The organism is Pseudacidovorax sp. NFM-22, from assembly GCF_021401245.1.
GTDB lineage: Bacteria > Pseudomonadota > Gammaproteobacteria > Burkholderiales > Burkholderiaceae_C > Xenophilus.
The window spans coordinates 315,467-329,343 of sequence record NZ_JACBFY010000003.1; the positions used below are offsets into that span (position 1 = coordinate 315,467).

Annotated in this window: 17 protein-coding genes; 7 read left to right on the plus strand and 10 right to left on the minus strand. The window is 68.3% G+C overall.

Going from position 1 to position 13,877, the window contains the following annotated elements; translation table 11 throughout:
• Positions 1-5: 5 nt before the first annotated feature.
• Positions 6-827, minus strand: coding sequence for a ferritin-like domain-containing protein (locus L0984_RS12455; protein WP_234193889.1), 822 nt, complete (start codon positions 825-827; stop codon positions 6-8).
• A gap of 68 nt (positions 828-895) precedes the next feature.
• Between L0984_RS12455 and L0984_RS12460 the strand changes: the two genes are divergently transcribed.
• The 4 genes from L0984_RS12460 (at position 896) to L0984_RS12475 (ending at position 4,652) form a co-directional block, all read left to right on the plus strand.
• Positions 896-1,420, plus strand: coding sequence for a gamma carbonic anhydrase family protein (locus L0984_RS12460; protein ID WP_234193890.1), 525 nt, complete (start codon positions 896-898; stop codon positions 1,418-1,420).
• Between the two features lie 45 nt (positions 1,421-1,465).
• Entirely contained in the window at positions 1,466-2,452 is a 987-nt protein-coding gene (gene hslO, locus L0984_RS12465; protein ID WP_234193891.1) for an Hsp33 family molecular chaperone HslO, read from the plus strand.
• Between the two features lie 188 nt (positions 2,453-2,640).
• Positions 2,641-3,000, plus strand: coding sequence for a hypothetical protein (locus L0984_RS12470; protein WP_234193892.1), 360 nt, complete (start codon positions 2,641-2,643; stop codon positions 2,998-3,000).
• Positions 3,001-3,275: 275 nt separating this feature from the next.
• Positions 3,276-4,652, plus strand: a complete 1,377-nt coding sequence (locus L0984_RS12475) for a phospholipase D family protein (RefSeq protein ID WP_234193893.1) — start codon at positions 3,276-3,278, stop codon at positions 4,650-4,652.
• Positions 4,653-4,673: 21 nt separating this feature from the next.
• On the opposite strand, the gene L0984_RS12480 is transcribed toward L0984_RS12475, so the two are convergent.
• From L0984_RS12480 to L0984_RS12520, 9 genes are all read right to left on the minus strand, one after another.
• Entirely contained in the window at positions 4,674-5,585 is a 912-nt protein-coding gene (locus L0984_RS12480) for a hypothetical protein (RefSeq protein ID WP_234193894.1), read from the minus strand.
• Between the two features lie 88 nt (positions 5,586-5,673).
• Complete coding sequence (locus L0984_RS12485) at positions 5,674-6,318, minus strand: hypothetical protein (protein ID WP_234193895.1); 645 nt, start codon at positions 6,316-6,318, stop codon at positions 5,674-5,676.
• A gap of 35 nt (positions 6,319-6,353) precedes the next feature.
• Positions 6,354-6,632: a septum formation initiator family protein gene (locus L0984_RS12490; protein WP_017761637.1), complete on the minus strand. Its 279-nt coding sequence runs from the start codon at positions 6,630-6,632 to the stop codon at positions 6,354-6,356.
• A gap of 65 nt (positions 6,633-6,697) precedes the next feature.
• The gene (eno, locus tag L0984_RS12495; RefSeq protein WP_234193896.1) at positions 6,698-7,984 is read right to left on the minus strand and encodes a phosphopyruvate hydratase; all 1,287 of its coding nucleotides are present in this window, start codon (positions 7,982-7,984) and stop codon (positions 6,698-6,700) included.
• 48 nt (positions 7,985-8,032) lie between these two features.
• Complete coding sequence (locus L0984_RS12500; RefSeq protein WP_234193897.1) at positions 8,033-8,323, minus strand: DUF1330 domain-containing protein; 291 nt, start codon at positions 8,321-8,323, stop codon at positions 8,033-8,035.
• Between the two features lie 14 nt (positions 8,324-8,337).
• On the minus strand, positions 8,338-8,622 hold the full coding sequence (hepT, locus tag L0984_RS12505) for a type VII toxin-antitoxin system HepT family RNase toxin (RefSeq protein WP_234193898.1): 285 nt from the start codon (positions 8,620-8,622) through the stop codon (positions 8,338-8,340).
• On the minus strand, positions 8,619-9,038 hold the full coding sequence (gene mntA, locus L0984_RS12510) for a type VII toxin-antitoxin system MntA family adenylyltransferase antitoxin (protein WP_234193899.1): 420 nt from the start codon (positions 9,036-9,038) through the stop codon (positions 8,619-8,621). Before mntA ends, hepT begins: the two co-directional genes overlap by 4 nt.
• Positions 9,035-9,892 carry a 3-deoxy-8-phosphooctulonate synthase gene (gene kdsA, locus L0984_RS12515; protein ID WP_234193900.1) on the minus strand — a complete coding sequence of 286 codons (858 nt, stop codon included), beginning with the start codon at positions 9,890-9,892 and terminating at the stop codon, positions 9,035-9,037. The genes mntA and kdsA overlap by 4 nt, the downstream gene beginning before the upstream one ends.
• A gap of 23 nt (positions 9,893-9,915) precedes the next feature.
• Positions 9,916-11,586 carry a CTP synthase gene (locus tag L0984_RS12520; RefSeq protein WP_017761641.1) on the minus strand — a complete coding sequence of 557 codons (1,671 nt, stop codon included), beginning with the start codon at positions 11,584-11,586 and terminating at the stop codon, positions 9,916-9,918.
• 133 nt (positions 11,587-11,719) lie between these two features.
• Here L0984_RS12520 and coaBC point away from each other — a divergent pair, with 133 nt between their 5' ends.
• From coaBC to dut, 3 genes are read left to right on the plus strand one after another with little or no spacing between them, the layout of a single operon-like run.
• Positions 11,720-12,946 carry a bifunctional phosphopantothenoylcysteine decarboxylase/phosphopantothenate--cysteine ligase CoaBC gene (coaBC, locus tag L0984_RS12525; RefSeq protein WP_234193901.1) on the plus strand — a complete coding sequence of 409 codons (1,227 nt, stop codon included), beginning with the start codon at positions 11,720-11,722 and terminating at the stop codon, positions 12,944-12,946.
• A gap of 20 nt (positions 12,947-12,966) precedes the next feature.
• On the plus strand, positions 12,967-13,431 hold the full coding sequence (locus tag L0984_RS12530) for a hypothetical protein (RefSeq protein ID WP_234193902.1): 465 nt from the start codon (positions 12,967-12,969) through the stop codon (positions 13,429-13,431).
• Positions 13,428-13,877, plus strand: coding sequence for a dUTP diphosphatase (dut, locus tag L0984_RS12535; RefSeq protein WP_234193903.1), 450 nt, complete (start codon positions 13,428-13,430; stop codon positions 13,875-13,877). Before L0984_RS12530 ends, dut begins: the two co-directional genes overlap by 4 nt.

Sequence of the window (13,877 nt, forward strand, 5' to 3'; positions counted from 1 at the left end):
GGCGTCTATGTCGCGTCCGCAGCCAGCCCTTCCAGTTCGTCCGGCGTGAAGCCGGCCCGCGACCGGGCGTCCATGTTGAACGGCGGCTTGAGCCGGGGCGCCTGATGCTCGCGGTACAGGCGCCGGTAGTGCGCCAGCGGTTCCAGCCCCTCCCGCTCGCACAGCCAGCGGTACCAGCGGTTGCCCACCGCCACATGGCCGATCTCGTCGCGCAGGATGATGTCGAGGATGGCGATGGCCGCCCGCGCGTCGGGCGTGCCCACACGGGCGAGCTTGGCCTGGATGAGCGGCGTGGCGTCCAGCCCGCGCGCTTCCAGGGTGCGGGGCACCAGCGCCATGCGGGCGACCACGTCGTCTGCCGTCTTCTCGCACATGGTCCACAGCCCGTCGTGGCCGGGGAAGTCGCCGTATTGCCAGCCCATGGACTCCAGGTGGCCGTGGATCAGCGTGAAGTGCAGCGCCTCCTCGTCCGCAACCCGCAGCCAGTCGCGGTAGTAGTCGGCCGGCATGCCGTCGAAGCGCCACAGCGCATCGAGCGCGAGGTTGATGGCATTGAACTCGATGTGGCAGATGGCATGCACCAGCGCCGCGCGGCCTTCCTCGGTGAAGGGCGAGCGGGTGGGCACGTCCTTGGCGCCCACGCGGACCGGCCGGGCAGGGCGGCCCGGCACGCCCGCACCGTCGTCCGGCATGCGGATCCTGTCGGTCCAGCAGGCGTCGACGGGCGGCGCTTGGGCGCAATCGGCCGCCAGCGCGCGGGTGGCCGCCACCTTCTGGGCGGGATCGGAAAGGACAAGCGCCTGCAGCGCGCGCAGCCGGGGGTGCATCCCTACAATTCTATTTTTCGCCCGCGGCCTGCCCGCACACGCACCCACGACACCAGGAGACGACAAGCATGGCCCTCTACGAACTCGATGGCACCGCCCCCCAACTCGCCGAAGGCGCATGGGTGGCCGACAGCGCCGAGGTGATGGGCAATGTGAGCCTGGCCGAGAACGCCAGCGTCTGGTTCGGCGCCGTGGTTCGGGGCGACACCGAGCACATCGCCATCGGCCGCAACAGCAATGTGCAGGATCTGTCGGTGCTCCATGCCGACGTCGGCTGCCCCCTCACCATCGGCGAGAACGTCACCGTCGGCCACCAGGTCATGCTGCATGGCTGCACCATCGGCGACGGCTCGCTGATCGGCATCCAGGCGGTGGTCTTGAACAACGCCCGCATCGGCCGCAACTCCATCGTCGGAGCCGGCAGCGTGGTGACCGAAGGCAAGGAGTTCCCGGACAACTCGCTGATCATCGGCTCGCCGGCCAAGGTGGTGCGCACCCTGGACGATGCCGCCGCCGCCAAGCTGCGCCAGAGCGCGCAGCACTATGTGGAAAACGCCCATCGCTTCGCGAAGGGCCTCAAAAAGATCGGCTGACCCCTTCGGCGCTGTGCGCCGGCCCGTCGGCCGAGGAAAGCAACCTTGAGCGAACTACACACCTTCCTCTTCGACGGCCTGCCGGTGCGCGGCATGATCGTGCGCCTGGACGGCGCCTGGCAGGAGATCCTTGCCCGCCGCGCCGCCAACACCCAGACGGGCGCCTATGCACCGCCCGTGGCCGAACTGCTGGGCGAGATGACCGCCGCAGCCACGCTGATGCAGGCCAACATCAAGTTCAAGGGCTCCTTGATCCTCCAGATCTTCGGCGACGGGCCGGTCAAGGTGGCCGTGGCCGAAGCCCAGCCCGACCTGAGCCTGCGCGCCACGGCCAGCGTGGTGGGCGAGGTGCCGGCCACCGCCGGCCTGGCCGACCTGGTGAACGTGGGCAACAAGGGCCGCTGCGCCATCACCCTCGACCCCAAGGAACGCCTGCCGGGCCAGCAGCCCTACCAGGGCGTGGTGCCCCTGTTCGGCGACCACGGCGAACGCCTGGGCAAGCTGTCGGACGTGCTGCAGCACTACATGCTGCAGAGCGAGCAGCTCGACACCACGCTGGTGCTGGCGGCCGACGAGCAGGTGGCCGCGGGCCTGCTGATCCAGCGCCTGCCGCTGGCCGGCGAGGCCAATCTGGCCGGCAGTGCCACCGCGCGGGACGAGGACGAGATCGGCCGCAACGAGGACTACAACCGCATTTCGACGCTGGCCAGCAGCCTCACGCGGGCCGAACTGCTGTCGCTCGACATCGAGACCATCCTGCGGCGCCTGTTCTGGGAGGAGCGGCTGCTGCGCTTCGCGCCGCGCGACGGCATGCTTGGCCCGCGCTTTGCATGCACCTGCAGCCGCGACCGCGTTGCCAGCATGATCCGCAGCCTGGGACGCGAGGAGGCCGACGACATCCTGGCCGAGCAGGGCCGCATCGAGGTGGGCTGCGACTTCTGCGGTCAGCAATACCGCTTCGATGCTGTCGACACGGCCCAGATCTTTGCAGGGCCACCGGGGCAGGTGCCGGGCAGCTCAATCGTTCAGTAATCGTTCAGCTTTGTCCTTTTTGCTTAGCTGCGGCTTCCGCGGAGTGTCGTCCGCGCCACAGAGGCGGGTCCATTGGGGGGATGGGAGCAGATTCCTTGTGTCACAACCCTTGACGCTTTTGTAAGCCGGTTCCACGATGGGGTGTCGGCCGCTCGCGGTCGGCTTCAATTAACTATCTCGAGGACGATATGAACACCAAGAACCTCTTTGCGGCAACTGCAGCTCTGGCCGTCGCGCTTCTGGCCGCCAGCCCCGCGATGGCTGACGATCCGACCAAGGAACCGCCGACGCCTGCCGCCAAGAAGACCACCAAGGCCGAGCGTGCCGCCGCACGCGAGAAGCGCAAGGCCGACATGACCGCTGCCGAGAAGAGCGGCACCGCGCCCACCGGCGGTGAAGCCACGGCTCCCGAGAAGCAGACCAAGGCCATCTCGGGCACGCACGAGTCGCGCAAGGCCGAGCGCGCGAAGAAGCGCAAGGAAATGGCCGCCGCCAACAAGGCTGGCGCCATCCCGGCTCCGACCGAAGCCGGCGAACCCAAGAAGTAATCGGCCTTCGCTGAGTGGCACAGGCGCATGCCGGCCGCGTGGCGCGCCACGCTCATGCTGGCGCGTCGCAGGTTCCGTGGGTGGGGTGGCTGGTCCGGTGCCTGGCGCTCGGACTCGTCGCGTTTCTGACGGCCTGTGCCAGTCTGCCCGAACCGTCCGTTGCCGCGGCACCGTCCTTCGCGGCGACGGACGTCGCACCCACCCCCCTGGCCCATATCGCTGCGGCCAGTCTCGCGGCAGATGCAGCGTCGCGCGGTCGTTCCGGCTTCCTGCTCATGCCCGAAGGGCCCACGGCCCTGAATGCCCGGATTGCACTGATCCGGGCTGCGCGCAAGACCCTCGATGCGCAGTACTACATCCTCCAGGACGACGCGACAGGCCTGCTTTTCCTGAGTGAGCTGCTCGACGCATCACGCCGCGGCGTGCGTGTGCGCCTGCTGGTCGACGACCTGTACACCCCCGGCAAGGACCAGCTCTTCGCCGCCCTGGCCTCCCAACCGAATTTCGAACTGCGCCTGTTCAATCCGCTGGCCGTGCGCAGCGGTCCCTTGGCGTGGCGCGTGGCCCTGTCCCTGGGCGATCTGCGGCGCGTCAATCGCCGCATGCACAACAAGCTGCTCGTGGCCGACAACAGCGTGGCCATCACGGGCGGTCGCAACATCGCTGACGAATACTTCATGCGCAGCGACCAGGCCAACTTCGTCGACATGGACCTGCTCGCCGCCGGGCCGGTGGTGCCGGCGCTGTCGAGCAGCTTCGACGACTTCTGGAACAGCCGCCAGGTGCGGCCCATCGGCAGCCTGATGGCATTGCCGCCCGACGACGACCGCACCCGCCGCGTGCTGGCCGAACGTTGCGAGGACCGGCGCGACCTGCTGCCCGAGGCGGCCACCGATGTGCTCGGTCACCCGCCCGTGAGCGTGCAACTGGCCGCGGGCCGGCTGCTCCTGACCGAAGGCGACGGCCGCGTGGTGTCGGACGTGCCCGAGAAGATCACCTACGACGACCCCGAAGCCAGCTTTGCCGACAGCGTGAGCCAGCGAACCATCGCCATGCTCTATGGCGCGCGGCGGGAGGTGCTGATGGTGTCGCCGTACTTCGTCCCGGGGCAGGCCGGCCTGGCGCTGTTGCGGGAGCAGGCTGCCAGGGGCGTTCAGGTGCTGGTCTTCACCAATTCCCTGGACGCCACGGACGAGACCCTGGTGTATTCCGGCTATGCCCGCTACCGGCTCGCCATGCTCAAGGCCGGCGTGAAGATCTACGAACTCGGCTCGCGGCTGGTGCCCAAGGAACGCCGCTTCGGCGAATTCCGGCATTCCAGCGCGCGGCTGCACGCCAAGATCATGCTGGTGGACCGCGAGCGCGTCTTCATCGGCTCGATGAACCTCGATGGACGCTCTGCCCGCCTCAATACCGAGGTGGGCGTCATCATCGAGAGCCCGGCCTTGATCGAGCAGTTCGGCGCGCTGATGCCGGTGCGCGAACTGGGCGCCTACGAACTGCGCCTTCGCAAAGACGTCGACGACGTGCAGTGGATCGAGCACCACACGGATGGCAGCGAGGCCGTGCTCGACGAAGAGCCCGGTGCCAACGTCATCGACCGCGTGCGCGACTGGCTCCTGCTGAAATTGCTGCCCGAAGACGTACTGTGAGGGCGCGGGCCGAGGCCGTGCTCAGCGTTCGAATGCGCTGTAGCGGATGTCCGGGGCGCTGGTGTTGTGCCGCGAGGGCTCGCTGCGGCCGAAGCGCACCTCCCCCACCCCCGAGGCGCGCCTGAAGTCCGGCAGCGGCTGCGTGTGCGCCACCGCACCGACGTCGCCGCTGCCGTGCCAGCGGACCTCGCTCATGTCGGCGTTGTCTGCCGCCACATACATCGACCGCAGCACCGAGAAGGGCTGCAGGCCGCGGACCGGCCGCGAGAAGCGAACGTCCAGCGCCGTGCGCTCGCGGCTGACCTCGGCAAGGCGGATGCGTGCAGCGCCTCCACCGGCGAATCGCAGGTCGAAGCGGATGTCGGGCTGTGTGCGAATGCGGATGTCCCGGATGTTGACCACCGGCCGGCCCTCCTGGCGCACCGGACCCAGCAGCATCGAGGAGCCGTAGACGCCGTCGCCGAAGCGGGCCAGCGGCAGCGGCTTGATGCGCCAGTAGCCGTCCGAGGGGTACATGACCAGCGCTTCCTTCATCTGGCCGTCGATCCGGCGGTAGACCTGGATCATGTGGAAGCCGCGGTCGCGCTTGCCGTCCACTTCGACGGGCACCTGCTGCGGCCGCCAGAACACCGGCAGTGTCATGCCCACGATGCGCCACTCGGCGTCCTCGTGCAAGGTGACGGTGCGCGGCTCGAAACGGTGCTTGGGGTCGGTCGGATGGTCGCCGCCGTCGAAGTTGCAGCCGGAGAAATCGGGGGCGGTGGTGTCCTGCGCGATGCGTTCGATGTAGCCGGGCTGCAGCGCCTCGACGGTGAAACGCTTGACGCTGCCACGCAGCAGCAGCGAGACGTTGTCTTCCTCGGCGCATCGCGTCGGCTTCGTCTGGTTCTCGACCGTCACGGTGGCGGCCGCGGCCTGGGCGGCGGGCGGCATTCCTGCCGCGAGTGCGATCAGTGCGGCACAGGCGGCGAGCGCGCGGCGGATGGGGGAGGGGGCGGATGTCCGGAGGTGCATGAGTGGGTCAGCCCGCGGCCGGTGTCTGCCGGGCAGCGATCAGGTCGGTGAAGAGGCGGTGCTCGCAGTCAGGGTCGGAACAGCGCTCGCAGTTCCACGCCGGCGCGCGCAGGTGGCGCGGGGTGGCCGGCGCCTCTTCCCGCGCATCCAGGCCCGCCTGCAGCGCCGACCAGGCGCGGGAGAGGTGCTGGGTGGCGTCGCGGCCGTGGATGACGGCGCAGGGCAGGCCTATTGCCGCGAAACCTGCCCGCAAGCGACCAGCGAGAACCTGCTCGTCGTGGCCTGCCGTGTCCTGTGGGGGCAGCAGCAGGGTGAAGGCATGGCCGCGCTCGGCGGCGACCAGCGAGGGGGGCCAGCTTTCGACCGGGACGCCCCTTTGGGCGAGCAGGGCGATGGGACTGCCGGCCACCATGACGAGTGCGTCATGGCGCGCTTGATCGATCTGCGCGCGCCAGGCCTGGGCCCGTGCAAGCGCATCGGTGGGAGCCGACTGTCGTTCGAGTGCGTTGGTCGGTGCCATGCCGGCCAGCGCGATGGCCTTGATGCCGCGCTGCATGAAGCGGCTGGCCAGCGCGTCGACCAGTGGCTCCCGGACTGCCGCCGACGCACCCCAGACGGCGATCACGCTGCCGGTGCCGAGGCGCGGTGTCATGGGAGCGGCAGCGCGCGCATTCTTGACGCGCCGTCCTAGCGCGCGATCTGCACCAGGATCTCGTTGGGTTTGACCATGCCCAGCTCCTGCCGCGCCCGCTCCTCGGCCATCTCGATGCCTTCCTTGAGGTCGTTGACCTCGGACTCGAGCCGCTCGTTGGTGTGCTGGGCGCGGAGGTTGGCGGTCTTCTGGTCTTCCAGGTTCTTGCGCAGCTTGGCCACGTCGGGCAGGCTGCCGCGGCCTGTCCACAGCTGGAGCTGCAGCAGGCCGAGCAGGCACAGCAGGATGGCCGGGATGACGAGGCGCGTGCGCATCGCCGTTCAGCCGATCCGCACCGGCACCGTGGCCCGCACCACGCCCGAACTGGAAGACCGGCGCATCAACGCAGGTTGTAGAACGCGGCGCGGCCGGGGTAGCTCGCGACGTCGCCCAGGTCTTCCTCGATGCGCAGCAACTGGTTGTACTTGGCCATGCGGTCCGAGCGCGACAGCGAGCCGGTCTTGATCTGGCCGGCGTTCAGGCCGACGGCGATGTCGGCGATGGTGCTGTCTTCGGTTTCGCCGGAGCGGTGCGAGATCACGGCCGTGTAGCCGGCGCGCTTGGCCATCTCGATGGCGGCGAAGGTCTCGGTCAGCGTGCCGATCTGGTTGATCTTGATCAGGATCGAGTTGGCGATGTTCTGGTCGATGCCCTGCTTCAGGATCTTGGTGTTGGTCACGAACAGGTCGTCGCCCACCAGCTGCACCTTCTTGCCCAGGCGCTCGGTCAGCAGCTTCCAGCCGGCCCAGTCGCCTTCGTGCATGCCGTCCTCGATCGAGATGATCGGGTACTTGTCGCACCAGGTGGCCAGCATGTCGGTCCAGCTCGCGGCTTCCAGCTGCAGGCCACCTTCGCCTTCGAGGACGTACTTGCCGTCCTTGTAGAACTCGCTGGCGGCGCAGTCCAGGCCCAGGGCGATCTGCTCGCCGGCGGTGTAGCCGGCCTTGTCGATGGCTTCCAGGATCAGCTGGATCGCGGCCTCGTGGTTCTCGACGCTGGGGGCGAAGCCGCCTTCGTCGCCCACGGCCGTGGGCATTCCGCGGCTGTCGATGATCTTCTTGAGGGCGTGGAACACCTCGGCACCGTAGCGCAGCGCTTCGCGGAAGCTGGGCGCGCCCACCGGGATGATCATGAATTCCTGCAGGTCCAGGCTGTTGTTGGCATGCGCGCCGCCGTTGATGACGTTCATCATCGGCACCGGCAGGCTCATGCCGCCCATGCCGCCGAAGTAGCGGTACAGCGGCAGGCCGGACTCTTCGGCCGCAGCTCGGGCCACGGCCATCGACACGGCCAGCATGGCGTTGGCGCCCAGGCGGCTCTTGTTCTCGGTGCCGTCCAGGTCGATCAGGGTCTTGTCCAGGAAGGCCTGTTCCGAGGCGTCCAGGCCCAGCACGGCTTCGCTGATCTCGGTGTTGACGTGCTCCACGGCCTTGAGCACGCCCTTGCCCAGGTAGCGGCCCTTGTCGCCGTCGCGCAGCTCGATGGCTTCGCGGCTGCCGGTGCTGGCGCCCGAGGGCACGGCCGCACGGCCCATGGTGCCGCTTTCCAGCAGCACGTCGCATTCCACGGTGGGATTGCCGCGGCTGTCGAGGATCTCGCGGCCGACGATGTCAACGATGGCACTCATTCAGGGTTCTCCGGTTTTTTGAAATCGGTTCAGGCGGGCGCGCCGCGCTCAGACGCCTTCGACGGCGATCATGTTCATGATCGCGGCGCCGGCACGGGCCTCGCGGGCCTTCTTGTATTCGGGGGTTTCGTAGAAGGCCTTGGCCTGCTCGAACGTGGCGAACTTGAGCAGCACCACGCGCGTGGGCTGCCAGGTGCCTTCGAGTGGCTCGACCTGCCCGCCACGCACGCAGACCTCGGCACCATGCGCCTGCATGGCAGCGGAGGACCACTTCTTGTATTCCTCGTATTGCGTCGGGTTGGTGACTTCGACGTGGGCGATGACGTAGCCGCTGGGCATGTTGCAGGTGTCCTTCAGTTCGAATCGGGGAATTGGCGCGACAGCAGCAGGCCGGCGAAGCGCAGCAGCCCGTCCAGCTCGTGCCGGATGACAGCGACCACGATGGCCACGTCCAGGCTCTGGTATTCGTGGACTGCGATATTACGAAAGCCGACCATGCGGCCGAGCACAGCCGCCAGGTCGGCGTCGATCACGCCCTCTTGCTGCAGTGTTGCAAACACCTCGCGCGCACTGCCCGGCAACGCCCAGCCCTGGGGACGGGCGCTCTTCTGCGCCAGGGCGTCAGCAAGGGCCGTCATGGACGCGCTTCTCCTGCGCGAAGCAGTCGATGGGCCAGTTGCTTCACCATCGGCTGCCGCCATGCCTGCATGTGCTGGTACTCGCTGAGCGCGAATGCGCAGTAGCCCGTCAGCGCCACCGGGTCCAGGCTGAAAAGCTGGCGGCCAGTGGCCAGCACCTGGTGCTGCATCACGGTGGACAGTCGTCGGAAGTCCAGCAGGTCCACGTCGAGGCCGAACTGTGCTGCCATTTGCTCCGAGGCTTCCCACCGAATCTCGGGCGACAAGGGGGCCGGCAGATCCACTGCGATGTCCAGATCGCTGTGGGGGCCGAAGCGGCCAGAGGCCGCACTGCCGAACAGCCAGGCAGCCCGCGCCTGCGGCAGCGCATTGCGCAGCGCGGCGACGATCCGGTCCTGGCTGGGCGGCAGGGTCATGCGTTGAAGCTGTCTTCCAGAAAGCCGTTCTTCTTGGTGATGCGGTCGAGTTCGACCAGCGTCTCGAGCAGCGCCTTCATGTGCTTGAGCGGCACGGCGTTGGGGCCGTCGGACAGCGCGTTCTTGGGGTCGGGGTGCGTCTCCATGAACAGGCCCGCCACGCCCACGGCCACCGCCGCGCGCGAAAGCACCGGCACGAACTCGCGCTGGCCGCCCGAGCTGGTGCCCTGGCCGCCCGGCAGCTGCACCGAGTGCGTGGCGTCGAACACCACCGGTGCGCCGGTCTCGCGCATGATCGCCAGGCTGCGCATGTCGCTGACCAGGTTGTTGTAGCCGAAGCTCGCGCCGCGCTCGCAGGCTAGGAAGTTGTCGTCCGGCAGGCCCTTCTCGCGGGCGGCCGCGCGCGCCTTGTCGATCACGTTCTTCATGTCGTGCGGCGCGAGGAACTGGCCCTTCTTGATGTTCACCGGCTTGCCCGACTGGGCGGCGGCGCGGATGAAATCGGTCTGGCGGCACAGGAAGGCGGGCGTCTGCAGCACATCGACCACCTGGGCGGCCTCGGCGATGTCCTCTTCGGAGTGCACGTCGGTCAGCACCGGCACGCCCAGTTCCTGCTTGAGCTTGGCCAGGATGGCCAGGCCCTTCTCGCGGCCCGGGCCACGGAAGCTGGTGCCCGAGGAGCGGTTGGCCTTGTCGAAGCTGCTCTTGAAGATGAAGGGAATGCCCAGCGCACTGGTGATTTCCTTCAGCTGGCCGGCCGTGTCCATCTGCAGTTGCTCGGACTCGACCACGCAAGGCCCGGCGATCAGGAAGAAGGGCTGCTGGAGCCCGACGTCGAAGCCACAGAGTTTCATGCTTGCTCCTTGGCGCCGGCCGCTCAGGCCACGACCTTCAGCGCGCTCTTGTCCGAGCCCTGGTGCGCCAGTGCCGCACGCACGAAGGCGTTGAACAGCGGATGGCCGTCCCACGGCGTGGACTTGAACTCGGGGTGGAACTGCACGCCCATGTACCAGGGGTGCACGTCCTGCGGCAGCTCGACGATCTCGGTCAGCTGCTCGCGCTGCGTCAGGGCCGAGATGACCAGACCGGACTGGCGGAGCTGGTCGAGGTAGTTGACGTTGGCCTCGTAGCGATGGCGGTGGCGCTCGGTCACCACGTCGCCGTAGATGCTGTGGGCCAGCGTGCCAGGCATGACGTCGGAACTCTGCGCGCCCAGGCGCATGGTGCCGCCCAGGTCGGACTTGGCCGTGCGCGTCTTGATGGTGCCGTCGGCGTCCTTCCATTCGGTGATCAGCGCGATCACCGGGACGCTGGCGTTGGGGTCGAACTCGGTGCTGTTGGCGCCCTTGAGGCCTGCCACATTGCGCGCGTATTCGATGGTGGCGACCTGCATGCCCAGACAGATGCCCAGGTAGGGGATCTTGTTCTCGCGGGCGAAGCGGGCTGCGCAGATCTTGCCTTCCACGCCACGCTGGCCGAAGCCGCCCGGCACCAGGATGGCGTCGTACTTGTCCAGGCGTGCCACGTTGTCGGGCTGGATCGTCTCGGAGTCGAGGTACTCGATCTTCACGCGGGCATGGTTCTTCATGCCGGCGTGGCGCAGCGCCTCGTTGAGCGACTTGTAGCTGTCCGACAGGTCGACGTACTTGCCGACCATGGCGATGGTCACTTCCTTCTGCGGATGCTCGACCTCGTAGACCAGGTCGTCCCAGCGCTGCAGCTTGGCCGGCGGCGTGTTCAGGCGCAGCTTGTCGCAGATGAGGCCGTCCAGGCCCTGCTCGTGCAGCATGCGCGGCACCTTGTAGATGGTGTCCACGTCCCACATGCTGATCACGCCCCATTCGGGCACGTTGGAGAACAGCGAGATCTTGGCGCGTTCCTCGTCGGGAATCGGCCGGTCGGCGCGGCACAGCAGGGCGTCGGCCTGGATGCCGATCTCGCGCAGCTTCTGCGCCGTGTGCTGCGTGGGCTTGGTCTTGAGCTCGCCAGCCGCCGCGATGTAGGGCAGGTAGCTCAGGTGCACGAAGGCGCTGTTGTTGGGGCCGGCCTTCAGGCTCATCTGGCGCACGGCCTCCAGGAAGGGCAGGGACTCGATGTCGCCCACCGTGCCGCCGATCTCGACGATGGCGATCTGCACCTCGTGCGGCGTGCCGATGCCGGCGCCGCGCTTGATGTATTCCTGGATCTCGTTGGTGACGTGCGGGATCACCTGCACCGTCTTGCCCAGGTAGTCACCGCGGCGCTCCTTCTCCAGCACCGACTTGTAGATCTGGCCGGTGGTGAAGTTGTTGGACTTGCGCATGCGCGTCGTGATGAAGCGCTCGTAGTGGCCCAGGTCCAGGTCGGTCTCGGCGCCGTCGTCGGTCACGAAGACTTCGCCATGCTGGAAGGGGGACATGGTGCCCGGATCCACGTTGATGTAGGGATCGAGCTTGATGAGGGTGACCGTGAGGCCGCGGGATTCGAGGAGGGCGGCGAGGGAGGCGGAAGCGATACCCTTGCCGAGGGACGACACCACACCGCCGGTGACGAAGACGAATTTGGTCATTGCCGGACGCGGGCGCCATGGCCCGCGGATGGGAAATTGAGATTGTACCGGCCGGCCGATGTCCTCTTTTCAGTTCGGTCACATCGCGTGACGCAGGGCGGGGTCCGGGCGGCGCTCCCTCTACACTGCCCGGATGCAACAAGACCTGGCAGGCAAGCACATCCTCCTGGGCCTCACCGGCGGTGTGGCCTGCTACAAGTCGGCCGAGCTGTGCCGGCTGTTCGTCAAGGCCGGCGCGACCGTGCAGGTGGTGATGACCGAAGCCGCCACGCAGTTCATCACGCCGGTGACCATGCAGGCACTCTCCGGCCAGCCCGTGTACCTGTCGCAATGGGACGCGCGGCAGGCCAACAACATGCCGCACATCAACCTGGGCCGCGAGGCGGATGCGATCGTGCTGGCGCCGGCCAGCGCCGACTTCATCGCCCGGCTCGTGCAGGGGCGCTCCGACGAGCTGCTCAGCCTGCTCTGCCTGGCCCGTCCGCTGCAGCGCGTGCCGCTGCTCGTGGCGCCCGCCATGAACCGCGAGATGTGGGCCCACCCGGCAACCCAGCGCAATCTGCGCCAACTTGCAGACGATGGCGCCCGGGTGCTGGGCGTGGGCCAGGGCTGGCAGGCCTGCGGCGAGACCGGCGACGGCCGCATGCTGGAGCCGGCCGAACTGTTCGAAGAGGTCGTGGCCCACTTCCAGCCCAAGGTGCTGCAGGGCGAGCATGTGGTGGTCACCGCCGGCCCCACCTTCGAGGCCATGGACCCGATCCGCGGCATCACCAACCATTCCTCCGGCAAGATGGGCTTCGCCGTCGCCCGCGCCGCGCGCGAGGCCGGCGCCCGCGTCACGCTGGTGGCTGGCCCGGTGCACCTGCCCACGCCGCGTGGCGTGCAGCGCGTGGACGTGGCTTCGGCCCAGCAGATGCTGCAGGCCGTGCAGGCGGCCGTGGCCGATGCCTCGGTGTTCGTCGCCACTGCGGCAGTGGCCGACTGGCGGCCGGCCGATCCGCAGATGCACAAGATCAAGAAGGACGGCAGCGGCCAGACGCCGGTGCTGCGCTTCGTCGAGAACCCCGACATCCTGCACACCGTCGCGCAGGGCGAGCGGGCGCGCGGGCGGCAACTGTTCTGCGTCGGCTTCGCGGCCGAGAGCGAAAACCTGCTCGAACATGCCAAGGCCAAGCGCCTGCGCAAGGGCATTCCGCTGCTGGTGGGCAACATCGGACCGCTGACCTTCGGCCAGGACGACAACAGCCTGCTGCTGGTCGACGAGCAGGGCGCACGGGAGCTGCCGCGGGCCTCCAAGCTTGCGCTCGCCCGCGAGCTCGCCTCCGAAATCGCCGTCCGGCTGCGGCCCTGGCGCGGCTGAGGCTTCCCATCCTTCTGCCGATGAACGAGACCGACTGGAACACGCCCCGCAATGGCGATTTCGTGCGCTATGTCGAGCAGCTGACGGCCGAGTCGCTACAGCGCGTCCACGCGCGGGCGGATCGACCTTCGGCAGCCGCAGCATCAATGCCGTCCGGCGCTGCGTCGCCGGGTGCGACTTCTTCGCCTGGCCCGCGCAGCGCGCCGGGCGACCTGTCTGCGCCGCCAGGCGTGGCGGGCTGGGCCGCGGTGGGAATCGTGGGCCTTCTCGTGCTGTGGGCCATTGGCGCGCCTGTCGGCGTCCTCGTGCTGCTGGCCGCCCTCGGTGCCGCGGTGTTCAAACGCTTTGTCCAGCGCGGCGCTGCAGTGCCGGCCGCACGCCAGTTGCTGGCCGGCCTTCGTCAAGGCCCGCAGAACGGCAAACCCCGACCTCCCGCCGGCGGCACCGCCGCACGGCCCAACCCTCGAAGACAGTCCTCCCCATGAAGATCGACGTGCGCGTGCTCGACGCGCGAATGGCCCAGCAACTGCCCACCTATGCCACGCCCGGAAGCGCCGGCCTGGACCTGCGTGCCTGCCTGGCAGAGCCCCTGACCCTGGCGCCCGGCGCCTGCGAGCTGATCGGCACGGGGCTGGCGATCCACCTGGCCGATCCTGGCTTTGCGGCCCTGATCCTTCCCCGCTCGGGCCTCGGCCACAAGCACGGCATCGTGCTGGGCAACCTCGTGGGCCTGATCGACAGCGACTACCAGGGCGAGCTCAAGGTCAGTGCCTGGAACCGCAGCCAGACGCCATTCGTCGTCGAGCCCATGGAGCGCCTGGCCCAACTGGTGATCGTGCCGGTGGTGCAGGCCCAGTTCCGCGTCGTCGAGACCTTCGATGCCGATACCCAGCGGGGTGCCGGAGGTTACGGCTCCACCGGAAAGCTGTAA